The following is a 20,222-nucleotide window of genomic DNA, read 5'->3' as shown; positions in this document are numbered from 1 at the left end:
GTTTCAGAGATGTGACAACAAAACGACTATGAAAGGACGAGTAGTAGTAGGACGTAGTCTAAGCGAGTCAGGGGTGGTGTGAGCCTGATACGAAGCCTATTATGAAGAACCTCCTGGAGTTGCTAACCGAAATCCTTGACAGGAAAGTAGACTTAGCCGGGAACTTCGCCGTTACAAGAAGAACAGTATCGAGATACTTCATCTCCGTATTGTATAAGTGAGCAACCTCTGTTGCTAATTTGGGTGGTACCGCGGAACCAAAGCCTTTCGTCCCAGTTTTTTGGGAAAGAAGGGCTTTTTTTGTTGGCTTCTTTTCACAACATCCAAACATTTTAGGAGGAAACCACCATGTATCAATCATTAATGACAGTAAGAGAGACTCAAATCGCAATTAAGGAAGTTAAAACATTTTTTGAGGATCAATTAGCAAAACGACTTGAATTATTCCGTGTATCTGCACCATTATTCGTAACGAAAAAATCAGGACTAAACGATCATCTAAACGGTGTAGAACGTCCAATTGAATTTGATATGTTACACTCAGGAGAAGAATTAGAAATTGTGCACTCACTAGCGAAGTGGAAACGATTTGCACTGCATGAATATGGATATGAAGCTGGTGAAGGTTTATATACAAACATGAACGCGATCCGTCGTGATGAAGAACTTGATGCAACACATTCTATTTACGTTGACCAATGGGATTGGGAAAAAATCGTTCAAAAAGAATGGCGTACTGTAGATTACTTACAAAAAACAGTACTAACAATTTATGGAATATTCAAAGATTTAGAAGACCACTTATTTGAAAAATATCCGTTCCTTGGGAAGTATTTACCAGAAGAAATTGTGTTCGTTACTTCTCAAGAACTAGAAGATAAATATCCAGAATTAACACCGAAAGATCGTGAACATGCAATTGCGAAAGAGCACGGTGCAGTCTTCATTATCGGAATTGGTGATGCACTTCGTTCAGGTGAAAAGCATGATGGACGCGCAGCTGATTATGATGATTGGAAATTAAACGGTGACATCTTATTCTGGCACCCAGTACTACAATCTTCATTTGAATTATCATCAATGGGAATTCGTGTTGATAGTAAATCACTTGATGAGCAGTTAACGAAAACAGGTGAAGACTTCAAACGTGAGTACGATTTCCATAAAGGTATTTTAGAAGACGTACTACCATTAACAATTGGCGGTGGTATCGGACAATCAAGAATGTGCATGTACTTCTTACGTAAAGCACATATCGGTGAAGTTCAATCTTCTGTATGGCCTGATGATTTACGTGAAGCTTGCAAGAAAGAAAACATTCATCTGTTTTAATAGAAGAGAGAGAATAACTCAAAGAGTTAGTCTCTCTTTTTTATTGTGTAAACGAGTGGTTTACAGCGGATTTTACTAATAGTTTCTTTCTTTTTCATCTCCTATTATGTCATAATTTTTTAAAAGAGGGGGACGTTATGAGCTTAGGAGAGCAGTTAAAAAAACTACGAGAGTCAAAGGGATTTTCACAAGAAGATGTTGCTAAAAAGATTGGTGTGACAAGGCAAGCAATATATAGATGGGAAAATAATAAAAGTTATCCTGATATTGATAATTTAATTTTGCTTAGCGAAATGTATAATGTTACGCTCGATGCGTTAATAAAAGGGAATCAAAACATGAAAGAAAAAATACATATTGATGAAGATGATGAGGATTTTGAGAAAGAGAACGAATTTGGTTTTTATATTGGATTTGGTTTGTTAATTATGAGTGCTTTCGTTGAATATGAAAAAATACAGGTGGTTGTATTAGGCGTTGCATTATTCATGATGGTATTTTACTCGGATGTGAAGAAAGTTATTTTGAATGAATATAGATCGTTTTTTCATAGGAAAGAGCGATAAGTTATAAAATGAGAAGAGTCAGTTATATTTCCTTGGAAAAGGTAAAGCGAATAATTAAATTATTTCATAATGATTTTTTGGATGTTAGTGATATGTTAAAGAACTGTTTGGATAGAGTCTTGAAATCTATGTGTAAAATGAAAATATATTTTTAAAAACTCAAACAAGCATAACCACGTTCTGGAGTGAGGACGTGGTTAAAAATATAGTAGTTTCCTTTATAATACATCACTTACTTGTTACCGAGTTCTTCCGCTAAACCGATTAAAATCCCTTCGGTTCCACGAATGTAGCAGAGACGGTAAGAGTTCTCGTATTGAACTACTTCACCAACGAGTTGAGCACCATGCTTAGTAGTAAGCCTAGATACCATTTCATCAATGTCTTCAACGGTGAACATGACGCGCAAATAACCGAGGGCATTGACAGGAGCTGTCCGGTGATCTCCTATAGCGGGCGGGGTAAGAAATCGCGAAAGTTCAATTCGGCTATGGCCATCTGGAGTCACCATCATAGCAATCTCTACGCACTGCGAACCGAGTCCGGTTACGCGACCAGCCCATTCCCCCTCTACAGTGGCGCGCCCTTCGAGTTTTAACCCAATCTCCTCGAAGAAAGAGATTGCATGATCAAGGGATTCTACAACGATGCTAACATTGTCCATTCTGAGTAATTTATTTTTTGACATTGTCTTTATCTCCTTATATGTAAAAGTGTATTATCTAATCATCATCTTCATTATACTATTAAAAAGTTACAAATTCCTTTCAAACAAAAACACCTTGTCACAGTTTAGGGAAATGTGACAAGGTGTTTTTAAGTATGTCATATAGTATCTTGTTAACAAACAATACCGAGACTTCCTTGCAAAAATATTTCTATCCTGTACGGCATTAAATGATCCGATTGTTGTATAGAATTAATTGTATTTTTTTAATGACACATAAATTTCTTGTCACTCTATATAATGCAAACAGCTTTCTATTTTTAATAGGAAGGAAATAGATTCATATAATTTGTTTTAAGTAGTACCGCTGGAAATTAACTCATTTGTACTAAAGGCACAATTTTCGCCATAAATGATTGATGCAGTGCCTCAACACCTGTCACTAAATGAAGGCGGTCAATAACGACAGACACTTTAATTTCTGATGTACTTACCATTTTAATATGAATATCTTCTTCTTTTAAAGTAGTGAACATATTCGCAGCAACACCTGGATTAGAGACCATACCAGATCCTACAATTGATACTTTTGCTAAATGATTTTCATATTCTACTGCTTCATAGTGAAGTGCCTCTTGATTTTGTTCCAATACTTCTAATGTTTCTCTTAAATCATTAGAATGGATGGAGAAGGAGAGATGAACAGTTCCTTCATTAGTAATACTTTGAATGATGATATCTACATTAATATGTGCCGCTGCTAATGTAGAGAAAACAGTTGAAAGTGAACCTTGTTCTAATCCTTTCACTGTGATGCGTGTAATATTATCTTCAAATGCAATACCTTTAACGATTGATTGTTGTTCCATGTTACATTCTCCTTTTACAATTGTTCCGTTTTCTTGTTCCATACTTGAGCGAACTTCTAAAATGACATTATGATTTTTAGCAAACTCAACAGCACGCGGGTGTAATACACCAGCACCGAGGTTTGCAAGTTCTAACATTTCGTCATAAGAAATTTCATCTAATTTATAAGCATCTTTTACAACTCGTGGATCCGTCGTATATACGCCAGTCACATCTGTGTAAATATCACATTTTTTTGCGTTTAGTGCAGCAGCTAATGCGACAGCAGTTGTATCAGAACCACCTCGTCCAAGCGTTGTAATTTCAAGATCTTCACTGACTCCTTGGAAACCAGCTACAATAACAATCGTGCCTTTAGTAAGATAAGACTGAATTCGATCCGTATTAATTTCAGTAATCCGTGCACTACTATGTACAGATTCTGTCGTAATACCAGCTTGCCATCCTGTTAATGAAATCGCGTTATACCCTTTTGCTTGCAGTGCCATCGTTAATAATGAAATAGTTACTTGCTCTCCTGTCGATAGAAGCATATCCATTTCACGTTTACTTGGATTTTCTGTAATTGCGTTAGCAAGTGCTACAAGTTCATCAGTACTTTTTCCCATTGCTGAAACGACAGAGACGATACTATGTCCTCGCTCATATTCTTCAATAATTAAATTTGCTACATGTTGAATACGCTCAACACTTCCGACAGAAGTGCCACCAAATTTTTGTACAATCGTTTCCATTACGAATTCCTTCTTTCATCCATTTTTAAGAATAGATTAGGACATATATAAATCCCAATATTCCTGTAGTTACCAGAGAAAAACAAAAAACACCATCTCAAATAAGTGAGGATGGTGCTGTTACAGGAAAAGGGAAACAGAAAACGGAGCTAATAAAAAAACCGCCAAAAAAGGAATACCATGAAAATGATATCTCTTTTTTGTAGATAGCTCTTCATACATACGCGTCTGTACATATGACAGTTCTGTTTCTATTCGAAAACAGCCCCAATCGATACATACAGAGAAATATATCGATTTCGGCAATACTTCCTTTCATCTAATTTCATAGACCTCTCTGTGTCTCCATTAGAATACTCATAAGTATCGCAACCTCTATCTCACGTTTTAGGCGAGAGTGTTTGATTTATGAAGTTGTTGGTAACATTTGTTTTATAATAATTTAAATTTTTTGAGGAATCAAGTGTTTTATATATATTTTAAAAATTCTATTTTTTACAAGGGAGTTTGTGAAAAATGTAGCAAAATAAATGTATTACATGTACATTAAAATTATAGTTCATTGGAGGTGGAAGAATGAAGAGGAAAAAGCCTATTTATGTTTCAGCAGAAATGAACACAACGATGGAGAAATTATGGGAATATACGCAAGAACCACATATACATACAGAATGGGATGCCCGCTTTACTGAAATTTCATATTTAGAGAAAAAAGAAGGAGAACCACAGAAATTTCTATATAAAACAAAAATCGGATTTGGACTTGAAATAGCTGGGGAAGGGGAATCGATAGGTGAAATAAGAAAAGAAACGGGTGAAAGAATTTCTTCTTTAAAGTTTTGGACGGATAATACATTATCTCTTATTCAAATAGGGCGTGGTTATTGGAAGTATACACCGTGTAAAGAACACATTCATTTTGAGACACAATATGATTATGATACGAGGTTTGGTCGTATAGGGAATGTAATAGATTTCTATATGTTTCGGCCGTTATTAGGCTGGGCGACTGCTTGGAGTTTTGATGTTTTAAAATTATGGTTAGAAAAGGGACTTCATCCTAGATTGCTCATTAGAAGAACAGTGACGTATTGGCTCGTATGTTTTTTATTTGCTTTCGTATGGATGTATCAAGGAATAGTACCGAAACTAGTGTTTACTCATTCAGAAGAAGTAAAAATGCTATCGGTGATGGTTGGTTCAACTGAACATAGTGTTTTTATACTTAAAATAATTGGATTACTAGAAATTATTTTTGGTGTCCTATGGCTGTTACCATTTCCAAAACGAAAAGTATTTGTCGTACATATTTTTATGTTAATAGCCTTAACGATAGCAGCAGGATTTACGAATATCGTAAGCTTTACAGAACCGTTTAATCCAATTACGTTAAATCTACTTCTAATTGGATTATCGATTGTCGGTTATATAAATAGTACGAATTTGCCAAGTGCAAAAAATTGCAAGAGGAAGAGAAAGGGGTAATGTATGGCTAATATGTATGAAAGGTTATTAGGGGATTCTTATAAAAAACTTCATCCGAAATTACAGAAACGTTATGAGATTACAGAAGAAAATAGCTTTATTGGAGAAGGGAAGATGGATGAAATTTACGGTGGTTCTTTTTTCGTAAAATTCATATTAAAAATTGCATCGAAGTTTCGAATGTTTTTCTCTGAGAGAGGTAAGGGAGTGCCATTTACAATACATAATACCGCTGAGCGTGATGAACATGGACATGAACTTGTGCGGTGGAATCGTACTTTTTATTTTCATAATAAGAAAAGGTATTTTAATGCGGTAATGAAACTTGATGCAAATGAAATTGTAGATTATTTTGGTGAACCACATTTACTCGTCTCTACATTGAATTTTCATATTGATGAGTTAGGGGCAATGCATATTTCTTCAAAGAAACAATGGTTTTACATGTTTGGAAGAAAAGTTCCACTACCTAGATTCTTATACGGTGAGGCCGACATTGTAGAAAGTTATGATGAAACACAACAATGCTTTCGAATTCATGTTCAAGTACGCAATCCGTTAATTGGTTCATTATTTTCATATAAGGGAACGTTTGTGGAGAGGAAATAAATAATATGAAAAATATAATAGTTGGATTTGTTTGTTATATTATTTTTTTAATATGTGAGTGGTCAAATATAAACCCAGTGGAAGCAATTATTTTATTATCTATGTTGTTATTTATACCGATGTCATTTAGCATCATTGATAAGAAAACAAGAAATGGATCATATGTATTCTTTTATGAATTTGTATCGTTTTTATATCCAATCGCAGCAATTAGTGCAATGTTAGCTTTCGTAACAAGTCACTATTTCTTTGCGCTATTTTGGTTTGTATATACAGGAATTGTCGCGTTATTTGGTGTGAGTAGATTACTAGAAAGAGGATGGAAACCGTTAGAAGAAACGGCAATCGATAGTGGGTTTATTTATTTGTTTTTAGGTGGCTTCTGGTTTTTCGCCTCAGTAGCAAAGCTTTCCATTATGCACTTTAGTTCTGACATTGTTTTACTCACAGCTGCACACTTTCATTATTCGGCGTTTCTATTGCCGTTATCGGCTGGTTTAATTGGGAGAAAAAGAGAAAAGAGAAGTAAAGTATATGATGTTATTATGTTTGTCATCGTTATTTCACCTCTGACAGTCGCAGTAGGAATTACGTATTCAAGGGTATTTGAATTTTTTGCAGTGTTCCTATATTTATGCGCTATTTATGGTTATGGAATTTATATTTGGCGTACGAAATTTAATGCTATCAACGCAAAGATTCTTCTGATCATATCGTCTAGTACACTTATGGTAACAATTATGTTTTCACTTATATACTCGTATGGGAATTTGAAACATGTAATGACGATTACAATTGCTCAAATGGTTTGGATTCACGGTGTTGTGAATGGAATTGGAGTAGCGTTACCGGCATTTGTCGGCTGGATGATTGAAAAGAGTGTTCCGAACTATAAATATTACGGGAAACCAATGAGCAGATTAAGAGGAAAGGCGACAGTTGGTGAAGCGTTTTTACATAACAGAAATGTAATAGATAGTAAGGAATACAACGGTTTAGTTGATAAAATGAATGATTTTCATAGTGAGGCATTTGACGTGACGAAGATACCTTTAAGCATTATTCGGTTTTATGAAAATACAACAGAGTATGAGTTACAATCGCATATTAAATGGACTCGTTCGTTCCGCCTGTTAGCATTTTGTTATGAGAAAATGAGTAAGCGTGTAGGACAAATACATTTAGGAATGGGCGGCAAGTGGGAAACAATGCACGGCTCTATCATAGGGGTAATGGATGAGAAGGATGGAAGGGAGAATGTAAGAGCTTGGTTAAGAAAAAATGAAGCAGGAGCATCTATTTTTGTAGCTCTTTACTCAAAACATACGTATAAGAATGAGACATATATGAATATCGCATTACCTCTACCATATTCGAATATGACGGGGATTTTAAAATTACGTAATGATAATAATAATTTAATTATTACTAGTAAGCTGAGAAGAAATGGTAAGGGAGATGAGGGGATTTATTTACATACTCGTTTCTTTACAGTACGGTTACCGTTAGCAGAGACGTTTATTATTAAAGAGGGCACCAATCAAATGTTAGAAGCTAACCATAAAATGTGGATATTTGGAGTTAAGTTTTTAGAAATTGATTATGAGATTAAGAAAATAGAGGAGAAGTAAGAAAAGCTTGGAGAGATTCCAAGCTTTTTTTACGTATGGGTAATTGTCATAGCGACTTGTTTGTCTAAGTCTTTGTCCCAAACACGTTGAATTTCAAACGTACCTTTTTCAAAAAATAATGGAAATCTTTCTTTAAACCAATCTTGCATAGGAAGATTTAGTGCTGTATCGATTGGTACCCATAATAATTTGCCTTCAGGAGGATTCGAAAGGAGTTCACCTTTAAATGAATCTGTCCAATAGTTAAATACCATATATCGAACATTTTCTTTCGGATTTACATATTCATCTAATCCCTTAAAGGTTAAAGTTGAAACAAGTAATCCAGTTTCTTCTTTTACTTCTCGTTTAGCAGCTTGAACGATACTTTCTGGAAAATCTACTTTTCCGCCGGGAGCGATGTAACCAGGAAAACCTCGATGATCGGGGCGTTTTATAAGTAAAACTTCATTATTGCGCTGCATCATACACATTGTATAGATGCGGTGTTCGATGTTATGTGAATTTGGCATAATGATGTATTCTCCTTTATATTTTTTGATAATTTTACCATGATATAATGATTTCTTATATAATTAAAAATAGAAGATTAGGAGTTTTTAGTTGCTTCGTATAAATTCTATAGTTATTTGAAAAGAGGAGAGGGAAATGCAAGGGGGAATACAAAGAGAAAAAGGTTTAGGGTATGTTGGCAAATTATTATTGCCAGTTAAAGCGTCACCACATTTTAAATTTTTATGGATTGGGCAATTGCTTTCGACTTTAGGTAGTTCGATAACGATGGTTATTTTGCCAGTCGTTGTGTATTCATTAACTGGTTCAACAGTTGTAATGGGAATGACTATGGCAATGTACATGCTTCCTAATATTCTTGCGTTACCGTTTGCGGGATTAGTAGTAGATCGAATGGATCGGGTGAAAGTAATGTTATTTACAGATATAGTTCGCTGCATATTAATGCTATTACTTGCAACACTTATATTTATGGATGTATTAACAATTCCACTTCTATATGTACTTGTAGCATTATATGGACTTATGGAAGGCATATTTCAGCCAGCGTATGCGGCTGTAAGAGCGAAAGTATTTGTACCAGAAATTCGCAATGCAGCTAATGCATTAACGCAAATGAGTAATCAAGGTATACGACTAATTGGACCAGCTCTTGGAGGATTAATCGTTTCAGTTGCATCTGCTGGAATAGGGTTTGAACTAGATGCAGTAACGTATTTGTTATCATTTTTTTGTTTATTATTTTTAAGAGAAATAAAGTTTAAAAAAGTAAAATCTATTGAAAAGAAAAAAGTCGATTATAAACAAGAGTTTATGGAAGGTGTTTTTGTTTTAAAAAGTCATCCGTGGCTATGGATTACAATTTTAGTCTTTTCTTTCATCAATATTTGTTATGCAGGAATTATCGTCGTATTAATTCCATGGTTATTTAATGTTCATCATCATTTTGAAGCATATGTGTATGGATTAGGAATGGCATCCTCTGGTGTTGGAGCTGTAGTTGCTGCGCTAATATTTGGCGGGAGAGAACGGTGGTATAAGCGGGGAGTACTTGCCTATGGTGGTGTTTTAATAAGTGGTTGTGCGCTTTTAATAATGCCGTTCATTACTTGGGCACCTGTTTTAATTATATTAATGGCAATTGAAGGGTTCGGTATGATGATATTTGGACTCATTTGGGAGACGAGTTTACAAGAGCTTGTGCCAGAAGAAGCATTTGGAAGAGTGGCAAGCCTTGATATGTTAGGTTCATTTGCTTTATTGCCACTAGGTTATGTAGCTGTAGGATGGTTAGCTACTGTCATAGGTGGCGAGATAACGATTATAACACTAGCTATTTTAGTACTTGTAACAATTGGAGTAGCATTATGTGTGCCGAGTATTCGAAGATTTGATTGATGATATAAGGGAAGGTGGGAACGACTTATATGCTTATAGAAAATTTGAACGATATAGTCGCAAAGGAATGGGACGACCAATATACTTTGCAGGAAAAGGTCTTTGAAGCAAAAAATTTCACAGTCTATATTGCTACCCATAGAGAAAATAAGCTAGCATATAATCAACTAGTATTAATAAAACATTTTTGTAACGAAAAGCCTTCCGTGCATATTTGGCATAAGAAAATTAGCACCGATGCAACAAAACTGGACATAACAAAAGAAGTGACAGAAGCCATTCAAACTGGTTTTGTAAATGAAGAGTAAGCCCTAATTAAATTAGGGCTTACTCTTCATTAAATACAAATGTTTGTTTCATTTTTTTACTTTCATTTACTGGATGGCCGTTGTAAGAAAAGTTCTTTTCTTCCCAAGTAATCACAACTTTAAAATTATGACTATTAAAGTCTAATGGGAATACCATGTAGTCAAAGCTTGTATGACTTTTAGAAATATTTTCATTAGGTGTAGTAGGTTTAAAGGTAGCTTTAGAGGTAGGATTGTTATCAAGTATTTCCACGGATACGTTTGATACATCATGACCGATGTTTTTTACGAGTAAACTATATGTATCAAATACACCTTGTTTTGGCTGGATTGCTTGCTTGTTTACGTTATGAGATTTATCAATTTCGATATACCATTGTTTAGACTTTGATGCAATTGGTAGTGATTGAAATGTGTATGCACTAGCTTGTATTGGTAGTGCTAAGCATATAAGCGTAAAGAGAGTTAATATTTTTCGTTGCATTTTTTGAGAGCTCCCATTCTGTAACGGATTTATTTATTATTATCTTCTCTTTATGTTAAGTTATACCATATAATGTAAGGGATTCGTTTTATGAATATTGGGTTAGGAGTTATTATATTATTTGCTATGCTTGTACTTAGTTTTATTACATCTTTTTCTAAACAAGAAAGCCGATCCGCCTTTAGGCATGGAATGAAATGAAAGGGAAGTTGGATCCGAAATACTACTAAAAACCGTAAGGATCGTGGTACTTTAAGTATCCGAAGTTTAGATAGTGTCTTCAGATTTTTTATTTTAATTTTTCGGAAATAAATGATAATAGAAGAATGTTTTAAGGTGTTGGTTGAAGGGATATGTAACGAGTTTGATATGGCAATGGTATGTGATACTAACAGCGTTCATTTGTTTTTAATTAAACGGACGGTCATCCCCTTAACCCTACAAATAAAATGATTAATATCAAAATGTTTAAGAGAAGAATTCTCTCATCATAAGGTTAAATAGTAATAGTATGTTTAAGGGATTAAAGAAGGAAGCTGTGTAAAGGTCATACTACACAGCTTTTTTGTACATCTAATTTTAGAATAATCAATTAAGTGTATTTAATTGTTACGTATACGTAGTTCTGTCTCACTATCAAAAAAATGTGCTTTTGTTAAACTAAAGGCTACTGAAAGTTTATCGCCAGCTTTCAGTTCTGATCGAGCATTAATTCGTGCGACAAAACTTTGATTTTCAAGTTTTCCATGTATCATAGTCTCAGCACCTAATAGTTCAGCAACTTCAACATTAATTTCGACAGTTGAATCGGGAGAAGATTGAAGGACAATTGGTTCATCGTGAATGTCTTCTGGACGAATACCGAGTATAAGTGTTTTTTTATTGTATCCCTTTTTCTGCAATTTTTTTAATTGCCCTTCTGGTACTTTAAAACGAATGTTTTCTATATGAAAATAGTTATCTTTTAATGTTCCAGTAAAAAAATTCATAGCTGGAGAACCAATGAATCCGCCAACAAAAACATTTTCAGGAGTATCATAAACTTCTTTTGGTGTACCAACTTGTTGTATGATACCATCTTTCATCACAACAAGGCGTGATGCCATTGTCATTGCTTCCGTTTGGTCATGTGTTACATATATAGTAGTTGTGTTTAAGCGGCGATGAAGCTTAGAAATTTCTGAACGCATACTTACACGTAATTTAGCATCTAAATTGGATAGAGGCTCGTCCATTAAGAATACTTTTGCATCACGAACGATAGCTCTTCCTAATGCCACACGCTGGCGCTGTCCACCCGATAATGCTTTTGGTTTTCGCTTTAAATAATCTTCAAGACCTAATATTTTTGCTGCCTCAGTTACACGACGATTAATTTCATCTTTTGGTAGTTTTCGTAATTTTAAACCAAACGCCATATTATCGTAAACAGACATATGTGGGTATAGTGCGTAATTTTGAAATACCATTGCAATGTCACGATCTTTTGGAGCGACGTCATTCATAAGTTTATCATCAATATAAAATGAGCCGTCAGAAATGTCTTCTAAACCTGCAATCATCCGTAGAGTAGTTGATTTTCCACAACCAGAAGGGCCAACAAATACAATAAACTCTTTATCTTGAATATGTAAATTGAAGTCAGAAACAGCAGTTGTTTTATTATCGTATAATTTGAAAATATGATTTAATACGAGTTCGGCCATTATACATCACCCCTATTTTTATAATTAACTGAATTATAAGTTTTATTTAATGTAAGGTGAATTGGTAAGTTGCACAAAAAAAGTTAATTTTTTTATGCAAAATTACGAGATGTTCAAAGAAAGAAAAGCCAAATAAACAGCCACAGCACCTTCAAATGTTTTTATATTCAATCCTGTTTTTTCAATAAATTTGTCAATTCGATACTGTAAAGTATTTCGGTGTAAATATAATTGTTTAGCCGCAAGTGATACATTTAAATTACATTGGAAGAATACTTTAATACTCTCTATTAGTTCTTTATCATTGGAAACATTTTCCAATAAACGATTTGTATATTTTTCTCTTTTTTCTTTTGGTAATAAGGTCATTAATTGATAAGGGAGAAGTTGTTCAATGTATGTAATTTTCTTTGATAAATAGGGAGAAAGATAAGAAAATAAATTTCGTTCCCATTGATACAAGTGAGAAACTTGATTGGTTTGGGTGTAGTGTCTGCCGACAAAAAAGGATAAGGATATAAAAAAATCTGTTTCTAGCGTATCAAGGGCTGTTTGTAATCTATATTCAGATATATTTTCTGTTAAGATGAGGACTCCAGTTTGTGAAGTTTCCCATATTGTAGGAGTATCAAAACCAAGTATTGAATGTAAAGCATTATGAAATTCTTCTCGTTCCGTTATAGGATGCGTTGTGAAGAAATGTAAAAAGCGTACAGATGTTATTTGAATATCTTTACTCTGATATAACGCTTCGTACCAATACTTTTCTATTTTTGTTTCGTAGCATGTGTCAGTATGGATGGGAGTTAAGAGGGATGAAAGCAATTGACACTCCCGTTTATGTAAGCGAGATTTACGAATTCCTACTCTATTCCCGTCAATCAAAAACCAACTGTAATCTTCAGAAAGTATGGCTTCATTAATTTTTATATCTTTAGCGTAATATTTTTTTAATTGTTGAATCATATCAACACTCCTTATCTTTATATTATTTATTAATAACAAATTATATAGGGATAATGGATTAATACAGTTCGTGATAAAAATTTAAAAAATTCAGAAAATATATTGCAGAGGAAAAAGTGATAGTGTTATACTTCATAACAACTGGTAATGACAACATCATGTCGTGATCAAATTGGTATATGTATAAATAATATATCAATGATAGTTTATTCCTTCAACTGGTAATGACATAAGTCTACTAAAATTGATAGGGAAGGGAGAGACGAGCATTGTTTTTATAAATGAATAAAATCCGTTTGTAAACGCTTTATTTACAAGGTGCTCCAAATCTTTTGTAAAGTTGATTATATTAGTTTAATTTGTCGTCAGTGAATTACAAGAAACATAAGTAAAGATTATGTTATATAGATGATTGTTTCTAGAGGAGGAAAAGGGATGAAAAAGTGGTTTATTTTCTTTTTGTCAACATTGCTATTGGCAATAGTAGGATGTTCTAACAGTGGCGAAAAAGTTAACACGTCATCTAAAGATGAAAAAATAGAATTACGGTATGCACTTTGGGATAAGAAACAACTACCAGCAGTGGAAAAAGTGGTTCAACAGTTTAATGAAAAACATCCGAATATTAAGGTGAAAATAGAATTAACAGCGTATGGGCAGTATTTTCAGAAGCTTGAAACGGCAGCAACAGGAAATGCATTGCCGGATGTATTTTGGATGAATGGACCAAATGTTGTGAAATACGCTTCGGGGAAAGTATTGATGCCTTTGGATGATAAAGCGAAAAAGGATAAGTATAAATTGGAAAATTATCCGAAATCTTTAGTTGATTTATATACAGTAGATAATAAAACTTACGGTATTCCAAAAGATTTTGATACAACGGCACTTTGGTATAATAAAAAATTATTTGATGAAGCTGGAGTAGCATATCCAGATGATTCATGGGATTGGGAGAAAATGAAAGAAGCTGCAAAAAAATTGACGAAAAAGGAAAAAGATGTTTGGGGATTTGCAGCAGCAATGGGAAATCAAGGTGGCTATTATGATCTCATTTACCAAAATAAAGGGTATGTTCTTTCTAAAGATAAAAAAACAGTAGGATTTAATAAACCACAAGCAATTGAAGCGTTTAATTATAACATTAGTTTTATTAAAGAAGGATTATCACCAACATTTGCTCAAATGACAGAGACAACAGCATCTGATTTGTTTTTATCAGGTAAAGTAGCGATGATTTTTGATGGGCCTTGGATGGTACCAGAATATAAGAAAAATCCTGATTTAAATATTGCTGTTATGCCAAAAGGGAAAGAAAGAGCTGTTATGATTCATGGTCTAGCAAATGTCATCTCAGCGAAAACAAAATATCCGGATGCAGCTTGGGAATTTGTGAAATATTTAGGTTCTAAAGAGGCAGCAGATGTGTTTGCAGAAACTGGAACAGTTATTCCTGCTTTTAATGGAACACAAGAAGCATGGGTTAAATCCGTTCCAAACTTGAATTTACAAGCGTATATCACTGGTCTTGAATATTCTTACCCATTACCGAGTGTGAAAAATACAGGAGCTTTATGGGAGCAAGAAACAAAAGTATTAAAAAGGGTATGGGGAGGAGAATTGAATGTTGAAGATGCAACAAAAGAATTAACAGAGAAGGCAAATGAAGTTCTTTCTAAAAAATAAGGAGAGGGATTCTCTCCTTACTTTAAATCAAAAATTATGGGAGGAGTGAAGAGATGGAGGATCTATCAATAAAGGTAGTGGAGCAAAAACACACACATATACAAAAAAAATATAAAAAGAAAAAGAAATTAGATTATATATGGGCATATGTCATGATTGCCCCAACTATGCTAGGGTTATTCATTTTTTATATGTGGCCAATTTTGCAAAATATTTATTTTAGTTTTACAGCGTGGGATGCGTTTGGTAGCTATGAATGGATTGGATTAGAAAACTATAAAAAGATGTTTACTGATCAAGATTTAGGAAAGGCTTTTCAAAATACATTTATTTATATCGTGCTTACTGTTCCAATCAGTATATTTTTATCCATCATATTAGCGGTGCTATTAAATCAAAACATTAAAGGGAAATCCCTGTATAGAACATTATATTTTTTACCTGTTATTACAATGCCTGCTGCAATCGCGATGGTATGGAAATGGATCTATAATTCTGACTATGGGTTACTCAATTACATGTTATCATGCTTTGGAATTGATGGTCCTAATTGGCTTACCAACCCTAACATTGCATTATATTCAATTATTATAGTTGCGATTTGGGGTGGGATAGGATATAACATGGTTATTTTTCTATCTGGTCTCCAAAACATCCCTAAAACATACTATGAAGCAGCAATTATGGATGGAGCCCGGCCAATTACAATTTTCTTTAAGATTACATTGCCACTTTTATCGCCAGTTATTTTCTTTGTAACGATTATGTCTTTAATTGGAGCATTTCAAGTATTCGATCTCATCTTTATGATGATTGGTAGAACAAGTAATGTAATTGAAAATACACAATCTATTGTTTATTTATTTTATCAAAATGCCTTTATTTTGAATGAAAAAGGATATTCGGCAGCCATAGCAGTTGTATTATTAATTATTATATTAATCATTACAGCGATTCAAATGATATTACAGAAAAAGTGGGTGCATTATGATGAATAAAAGAGTAGGTGCAGTCAATAAAAATAAAATTATGATTCATACAATGCTTATCATAGGTGCCTTATTAACCATTGGTCCTTTTATTTGGATGATATTAACGTCTCTAAAGACTTATGCAGAATCTGTTCAAGTTTCACCAGTTATTATCCCATCTCAATTTATGTGGAGTAACTATACGGAAATATTCAACTTATTACCATTTTTAAAATTTATGATGAATACTGTAATTGTTACAATAGCTAGAACGATTGGGCAGTTGTTTTTATGCTCATTAGCAGCTTATGCTTTTGCTAGAATACAATTTCCAGGTAGAAATGTACTGTTTTTACTAACTCTTTCCGTCCTAATGGTTCCAGCTCAAGTGTTTTTGCTTCCACAATATTTAATTATGGTAAAACTGGATTGGTTGAATACATTACAAGCGGTAATTGTACCTGGGTTATTTAGTGCATTTGGTACCTTTTTATTGCGTCAGTTTTTTATGGGCGTTCCAAAGGAACTAGAAGAAGCGGCGAGATTAGATGGTTGCAATCACTTCCAAATTTATTGGTATGTTATGCTGCCTCTTGCGAAACCAGGTTTAATTGCACTTGGTATATTTACAACACTCTGGTCTTGGAATGAATTGATGTGGCCGATGATTGTAAATAATTCACCAGATATGATGACATTATCAGTTGGTTTATCTTCACTACAAGGGCAATATGCAACAAACTATCCTGTACTAATGGCGGGATCATTTTTAGCGATTTTACCAATGTTGTTATTGTTTATTTTTTTACAAAAACAATTTATTGAAGGAATTACAATTACAGGTGGAAAATAAGAATAATAGAATAGGAGAGGATATGTATGATTACGGCGGCATTAATTGGGGCAGGAAGTCGTGGAATGTACGCTTATGCTTCTTACGCGTTAGAACATCCAACAGAGATAACTTTTGTTGCGGTTGCAGAATTGGATAATGCAAAAAGACAGAAATTCTCTGAAATGCATAACGTTTCGGAAGATATGCAATTTGAAACATGGGAAGAGTTATTAGCGAAAGAAAAGCTTTGTGATGTATTGCTTATTTGTTCGCCCGACCGGTTTCATTATAAACCTGTAATGCAAGCGATTGAGAAGGGATACAAAATTTTATTAGAAAAACCAATGTCACCAAGTCCTAAAGAGACATTGGAAATTGCAGAGGCTGCCACGAGATATAACGTGTTATTAACAGTATGTCACGTGTTAAGGTATGCACCATTCTATAGGACTTTAAAAGAAATTGTTGATCAAAAGAAGATAGGGGATATCGTTTCAATTCAATGGAATGAAAATGTCGGTCATTGGCATCAAGCACATAGTTTTGTAAGAGGGAATTGGCGTAATAAGTCTGAATCAAGTTCAATGATTTTGCAAAAATGTTGTCATGATATGGATGTGCTACAATGGCTTGTGGGTGCAGAGTGTGAAAAGATTTCATCTTTTGGAAGTTTGACTCATTTTAAATCCGAACATGCACCTAAGGGTTCGACGTTACGTTGTACAGATGGTTGTGAAGTTGAGGGAAACTGCCAATATTCTGCTTTAAAATGGTATTTACATGAGAGAGATGAATGGCCAGCGAATGTAGTTTCTATTGATACAAGCATTGAAAATAGACTGGAGGCACTAAAAAAGGGACCTTATGGGCGTTGTGTGTACCATTGTGACAATGATGTTGTGGATCATCAAGTAGTAAATTTGCTGTTTGATAATGATGTAACAGTTGCTTTTACAATGTCTGCATTTACAAAAGAGTGTTGCCGTACGTTTAAAATTATGGGAACACATGGTGAAATTCATGGTCATGATGTCTTAAATGAATTGAAGGTCAAATATTTTTCAGGTGAAGTTGAAACGATTTACCCAAAAACAATAGAAGGTGGACATATGGGAGCAGATAATGCAATTATGACTGATTTTATCGAAAAGGTAAAAAGCAATAAAACAGAAAGTTTAACGTCTGCAATGATTTCGGCAAATAGTCATTTGATTGCATTTGCTGCTGAAAGATCAAGAATAACGGGTGAAACAGTAAATCTTAAGCAATATGTGACAGAGTTACAACAATCGATGAATCTAGCAAAGTAAGAAGAGTGCATATAAAGAAACAAATTAAATATACGATTCAAGTAAATTTTAACAGATAGAATAAGCTTATCTTTCTCTGTGAGAAAGTAATGGTAATTCCTATTTTCATTCGATATAATAGCCATAAACTGGTCATAACAACTTTATAGATGAGGGAGTAAAACATGATTGCAAAAGATAATCGAACACCATTATACTACCAACTAATGGATATTATTGTGGAGCAAATTGAAACTGGGAATTTACAAGAACATGATAAGCTTCCATCAGAACGTGAACTATGCGAGATTCATGATGTAAGTAGAACAACAGTAAGGCAGACGATGCAAGAATTAGAAAAAGAAGGATATATTTATAAAAAACATGGTAAAGGGAGTTTTGTCTCACCTCGTGTATTTAATCAAAGTCTTGTCCGTTTTTATAGTTTCACAGAAGAAATGAAAAAATTTGGAAAGGTTCCATCATCAACAGTCGTATCATTTTCCATAATTCATTGCGATAAAAAAATATCGAAAATTATGAATCTTAACAATGGAGAAGAGGTGTATCAAATTACGAGATTAAGGTTAGCTGATAAAGAACCCATGCTATTTGAAACATCTTATATTCCTGTAAAGTTCTTTCCATATTTAACGAAGAAAGAATTAGAAGAAACACCAATGTACGAGATTTTCCGTACAAAATACCAAGTTCATATCACACGTGCGGTGGAAAGTTTCAAAGCGATTGCAGCAGAAAAAGAGCATGCAACATGGCTACAAGTTGAAAAGAATGAACCATCTTTATCTCTAGAACGTATTGCATATGCGAAAGAAAATATAATTGAATACACACAGACCATTGCAAGAGGAGATAAATTTACTTACACAGTTGAATTACAATAAGTATAGTTATACTTATTGTAATTCAACTGGTAATGATGACGTGATAAGATGTGGACTAATATTAAGGGGGTTCTGAAATGTTATTACATGCAAATGATGAAATAAGAGAAACATCTGGAGCGTGTTTTACAGCGAAAGAAATTGCACAACAGCCAGATCTTTGGGAGCAAGTATATTTGAATTTTCAAAGCAAACATCATGAAATTATAGACTTCTTTTCACGTATTTCAAGAGATCATGAACAAGTGAGGGTTATTTTCACTGGTGCAGGGACATCCGCTTTTGTTGGAGACACAATTGTTCCATATGTAAAAAGGATTACGGATTTAAAGAAAATGCATATTGAAAGCATTCCAACAACAAATATAGTCTCAAGTCCTTATTACTATCTTCAGCCAGACATCCCAACAATTTTAGTGTCTTTTGCTCGCTCAGGCAATAGTCCAGAAAGTGTAGCGGCAGCGCAATTAGGAGAACAAATTATTCATTCAGTTTATCATATTATTTTAACATGTAATGAAGAAGGAAATTTAGCGAAGCAATTTCAGCATAAAGAGAACGCTTTTGTTATGTATATGCCACAGGAGGCAAACGATCAAGGGTTTGCAATGACAGGAAGTTTTACCTCTATGATGTTAACTGCACTTATGTTATGTAACTATAATCAGACCCATCTTTTAGAACCTAGCATTATGGATATTGTAAGATTAGGAAAAGATGTAATCAAAAAACAAGAACAGGAAATTCAACGAATTGCAGAAAAAGAATTTCGTAAAATTGTATTTTTAGGATCAGGCGTATTCGAGGGACTTTCTCGAGAGGCTGCTTTAAAATTTTTAGAGTTAACTGCTGGTCGTATCCCAGTTACGTTTGACACAACACTTGGGTTTAGGCATGGACCGAAATCAATTTTAGATAAGGATACAGTTGTTGTATTATTTTTATCTAATGATGAGTATACGAAAAAATATGATCTTGATTTATTAAAAGAGCTTTTTCAAGAGAAAGAAAGAAGCGAGATTATTGTTATAGCACATCAAGATAATCAGGAAGCAAGGCGAAATTCAAATACGTTTTTATGCAATGACGGACGCAATCTGAAAGATGACATGTATATTACGTTTATTTATATATTATACGGACAAATTTTAGCGTTATATAAATCTATTGCATTAGGGATTACTCCAGATAACCCTTGTCCAAGTGGAAGTGTAAATCGTATCGTTCGAGGGGTAACAGTACATCCTTATAAAGGAAAGGAATAGCA

The 20,222-nt window shown here is 34.0% G+C and carries 19 protein-coding genes, 1 riboswitch and 1 other annotated feature; of the genes, 13 read left to right on the top strand and 6 right to left on the bottom strand.

The window, feature by feature from the left end:
• Window positions 1-19: 19 nt before the first annotated feature.
• Window positions 20-278, top strand: a binding site (T-box leader).
• A gap of 70 nt (window positions 279-348) precedes the next feature.
• The gene (asnA, locus tag LMD38_RS17595; protein ID WP_000284908.1) at window positions 349-1,332 is read left to right on the top strand and encodes an aspartate--ammonia ligase; all 984 of its coding nucleotides are present in this window, start codon (window positions 349-351) and stop codon (window positions 1,330-1,332) included.
• Between the two features lie 137 nt (window positions 1,333-1,469).
• Complete coding sequence (locus LMD38_RS17590; RefSeq protein WP_000051966.1) at window positions 1,470-1,898, top strand: helix-turn-helix domain-containing protein; 429 nt, start codon at window positions 1,470-1,472, stop codon at window positions 1,896-1,898.
• A gap of 232 nt (window positions 1,899-2,130) precedes the next feature.
• Here LMD38_RS17590 and LMD38_RS17585 read toward each other — a convergent pair whose 3' ends face one another.
• Complete coding sequence (locus LMD38_RS17585) at window positions 2,131-2,586, bottom strand: VOC family protein (RefSeq protein ID WP_000041941.1); 456 nt, start codon at window positions 2,584-2,586, stop codon at window positions 2,131-2,133.
• A 353-nt stretch (window positions 2,587-2,939) separates the two neighbouring features.
• Complete coding sequence (locus tag LMD38_RS17580) at window positions 2,940-4,169, bottom strand: aspartate kinase (protein ID WP_062822343.1); 1,230 nt, start codon at window positions 4,167-4,169, stop codon at window positions 2,940-2,942.
• A 199-nt stretch (window positions 4,170-4,368) separates the two neighbouring features.
• A riboswitch (Lysine riboswitch) is annotated at window positions 4,369-4,555 on the bottom strand.
• Window positions 4,556-4,745: 190 nt separating this feature from the next.
• On the opposite strand from LMD38_RS17580, the gene LMD38_RS17575 reads away from it, so the two are divergent.
• The 3 genes from LMD38_RS17575 to LMD38_RS17565 are packed head-to-tail and all read left to right on the top strand — an operon-like array spanning window position 4,746 to window position 7,894.
• Window positions 4,746-5,654 (top strand): DoxX-like family protein, encoded by a 909-nt coding sequence (locus tag LMD38_RS17575; protein ID WP_062822342.1) that lies wholly within the window; start codon window positions 4,746-4,748, stop codon window positions 5,652-5,654.
• A 3-nt stretch (window positions 5,655-5,657) separates the two neighbouring features.
• Window positions 5,658-6,263 (top strand): DUF4166 domain-containing protein, encoded by a 606-nt coding sequence (locus LMD38_RS17570; protein WP_062822341.1) that lies wholly within the window; start codon window positions 5,658-5,660, stop codon window positions 6,261-6,263.
• 5 nt (window positions 6,264-6,268) lie between these two features.
• Complete coding sequence (locus tag LMD38_RS17565; protein ID WP_062822340.1) at window positions 6,269-7,894, top strand: YndJ family protein; 1,626 nt, start codon at window positions 6,269-6,271, stop codon at window positions 7,892-7,894.
• 29 nt (window positions 7,895-7,923) lie between these two features.
• On the opposite strand, the gene LMD38_RS17560 is transcribed toward LMD38_RS17565, so the two are convergent.
• A complete protein-coding gene (locus LMD38_RS17560; protein WP_062822339.1) occupies window positions 7,924-8,406 on the bottom strand; it encodes an 8-oxo-dGTP diphosphatase in 483 nt (160 codons plus the stop codon).
• Between the two features lie 136 nt (window positions 8,407-8,542).
• Between LMD38_RS17560 and LMD38_RS17555 the strand changes: the two genes are divergently transcribed.
• Together LMD38_RS17555 and LMD38_RS17550 are read left to right on the top strand one after the other, a co-directional pair.
• A complete protein-coding gene (locus LMD38_RS17555; protein ID WP_062822338.1) occupies window positions 8,543-9,805 on the top strand; it encodes an MFS transporter in 1,263 nt (420 codons plus the stop codon).
• A gap of 29 nt (window positions 9,806-9,834) precedes the next feature.
• The gene (locus tag LMD38_RS17550; protein WP_062822337.1) at window positions 9,835-10,113 is read left to right on the top strand and encodes a hypothetical protein; all 279 of its coding nucleotides are present in this window, start codon (window positions 9,835-9,837) and stop codon (window positions 10,111-10,113) included.
• A 19-nt stretch (window positions 10,114-10,132) separates the two neighbouring features.
• Here the strand turns inward: LMD38_RS17550 and LMD38_RS17545 are convergent, their stop codons facing one another.
• The 3 genes from LMD38_RS17545 to LMD38_RS17535 all read right to left on the bottom strand — a co-directional run bounded on the left by LMD38_RS17545 (window position 10,133) and on the right by LMD38_RS17535 (window position 13,269).
• Window positions 10,133-10,597, bottom strand: coding sequence for a hypothetical protein (locus tag LMD38_RS17545; protein WP_061536817.1), 465 nt, complete (start codon window positions 10,595-10,597; stop codon window positions 10,133-10,135).
• A 602-nt stretch (window positions 10,598-11,199) separates the two neighbouring features.
• Window positions 11,200-12,303 (bottom strand): ABC transporter ATP-binding protein, encoded by a 1,104-nt coding sequence (locus tag LMD38_RS17540; RefSeq protein ID WP_062822336.1) that lies wholly within the window; start codon window positions 12,301-12,303, stop codon window positions 11,200-11,202.
• Between the two features lie 102 nt (window positions 12,304-12,405).
• Window positions 12,406-13,269, bottom strand: coding sequence for a PucR family transcriptional regulator (locus LMD38_RS17535; protein WP_000615934.1), 864 nt, complete (start codon window positions 13,267-13,269; stop codon window positions 12,406-12,408).
• 435 nt (window positions 13,270-13,704) lie between these two features.
• Between LMD38_RS17535 and LMD38_RS17530 the strand changes: the two genes are divergently transcribed.
• From LMD38_RS17530 to LMD38_RS17505, 6 genes are all read left to right on the top strand, one after another.
• On the top strand, window positions 13,705-14,955 hold the full coding sequence (locus LMD38_RS17530) for an ABC transporter substrate-binding protein (protein WP_000758667.1): 1,251 nt from the start codon (window positions 13,705-13,707) through the stop codon (window positions 14,953-14,955).
• Between the two features lie 53 nt (window positions 14,956-15,008).
• Window positions 15,009-15,953, top strand: coding sequence for a carbohydrate ABC transporter permease (locus tag LMD38_RS17525; RefSeq protein ID WP_000389885.1), 945 nt, complete (start codon window positions 15,009-15,011; stop codon window positions 15,951-15,953).
• Window positions 15,946-16,779, top strand: a complete 834-nt coding sequence (locus LMD38_RS17520; RefSeq protein WP_011198667.1) for a carbohydrate ABC transporter permease — start codon at window positions 15,946-15,948, stop codon at window positions 16,777-16,779. The genes LMD38_RS17525 and LMD38_RS17520 overlap by 8 nt, the downstream gene beginning before the upstream one ends.
• Window positions 16,780-16,805: 26 nt before the next feature.
• Window positions 16,806-18,071, top strand: a complete 1,266-nt coding sequence (locus LMD38_RS17515; protein WP_000626886.1) for a Gfo/Idh/MocA family protein — start codon at window positions 16,806-16,808, stop codon at window positions 18,069-18,071.
• A 164-nt stretch (window positions 18,072-18,235) separates the two neighbouring features.
• The gene (locus tag LMD38_RS17510) at window positions 18,236-18,955 is read left to right on the top strand and encodes a GntR family transcriptional regulator (RefSeq protein ID WP_000560690.1); all 720 of its coding nucleotides are present in this window, start codon (window positions 18,236-18,238) and stop codon (window positions 18,953-18,955) included.
• Between the two features lie 77 nt (window positions 18,956-19,032).
• Window positions 19,033-20,220 carry an SIS domain-containing protein gene (locus LMD38_RS17505; RefSeq protein WP_062822335.1) on the top strand — a complete coding sequence of 396 codons (1,188 nt, stop codon included), beginning with the start codon at window positions 19,033-19,035 and terminating at the stop codon, window positions 20,218-20,220.
• The last annotated feature ends 2 nt before the right edge of the window (window positions 20,221-20,222 follow it).

The organism is Bacillus pacificus (assembly GCF_020861345.1).
Lineage (GTDB): Bacteria > Bacillota > Bacilli > Bacillales > Bacillaceae_G > Bacillus_A > Bacillus_A pacificus.
This window is presented reverse-complemented; position numbering and strand designations above follow the sequence as displayed.

Excerpts from the sequence above, each read along its gene's own strand:
- LMD38_RS17570 (WP_062822341.1), top strand. The coding sequence starts at position 5,658 with ATGGCTAATATGTATGAAAGGTTATTAGGGGATTCTTATAAAAAACTT.
- LMD38_RS17575 (WP_062822342.1), top strand. The coding sequence starts at position 4,746 with ATGAAGAGGAAAAAGCCTATTTATGTTTCAGCAGAAATGAACACAACG.
- LMD38_RS17505 (WP_062822335.1), top strand. The coding sequence starts at position 19,033 with ATGTTATTACATGCAAATGATGAAATAAGAGAAACATCTGGAGCGTGT.
- LMD38_RS17585 (WP_000041941.1), bottom strand. The coding sequence starts at position 2,586 with ATGTCAAAAAATAAATTACTCAGAATGGACAATGTTAGCATCGTTGTA.
- LMD38_RS17525 (WP_000389885.1), top strand. The coding sequence starts at position 15,009 with ATGGAGGATCTATCAATAAAGGTAGTGGAGCAAAAACACACACATATA.
- LMD38_RS17545 (WP_061536817.1), bottom strand. The coding sequence starts at position 10,597 with ATGCAACGAAAAATATTAACTCTCTTTACGCTTATATGCTTAGCACTA.
- LMD38_RS17555 (WP_062822338.1), top strand. The coding sequence starts at position 8,543 with ATGCAAGGGGGAATACAAAGAGAAAAAGGTTTAGGGTATGTTGGCAAA.
- LMD38_RS17550 (WP_062822337.1), top strand. The coding sequence starts at position 9,835 with ATGCTTATAGAAAATTTGAACGATATAGTCGCAAAGGAATGGGACGAC.
- LMD38_RS17580 (WP_062822343.1), bottom strand. The coding sequence starts at position 4,169 with ATGGAAACGATTGTACAAAAATTTGGTGGCACTTCTGTCGGAAGTGTT.
- LMD38_RS17560 (WP_062822339.1), bottom strand. The coding sequence starts at position 8,406 with ATGCCAAATTCACATAACATCGAACACCGCATCTATACAATGTGTATG.
- LMD38_RS17540 (WP_062822336.1), bottom strand. The coding sequence starts at position 12,303 with ATGGCCGAACTCGTATTAAATCATATTTTCAAATTATACGATAATAAA.
- LMD38_RS17590 (WP_000051966.1), top strand. The coding sequence starts at position 1,470 with ATGAGCTTAGGAGAGCAGTTAAAAAAACTACGAGAGTCAAAGGGATTT.
- LMD38_RS17520 (WP_011198667.1), top strand. The coding sequence starts at position 15,946 with ATGAATAAAAGAGTAGGTGCAGTCAATAAAAATAAAATTATGATTCAT.
- asnA (WP_000284908.1), top strand. The coding sequence starts at position 349 with ATGTATCAATCATTAATGACAGTAAGAGAGACTCAAATCGCAATTAAG.
- LMD38_RS17535 (WP_000615934.1), bottom strand. The coding sequence starts at position 13,269 with ATGATTCAACAATTAAAAAAATATTACGCTAAAGATATAAAAATTAAT.
- LMD38_RS17530 (WP_000758667.1), top strand. The coding sequence starts at position 13,705 with ATGAAAAAGTGGTTTATTTTCTTTTTGTCAACATTGCTATTGGCAATA.
- LMD38_RS17515 (WP_000626886.1), top strand. The coding sequence starts at position 16,806 with ATGATTACGGCGGCATTAATTGGGGCAGGAAGTCGTGGAATGTACGCT.
- LMD38_RS17510 (WP_000560690.1), top strand. The coding sequence starts at position 18,236 with ATGATTGCAAAAGATAATCGAACACCATTATACTACCAACTAATGGAT.
- LMD38_RS17565 (WP_062822340.1), top strand. The coding sequence starts at position 6,269 with ATGAAAAATATAATAGTTGGATTTGTTTGTTATATTATTTTTTTAATA.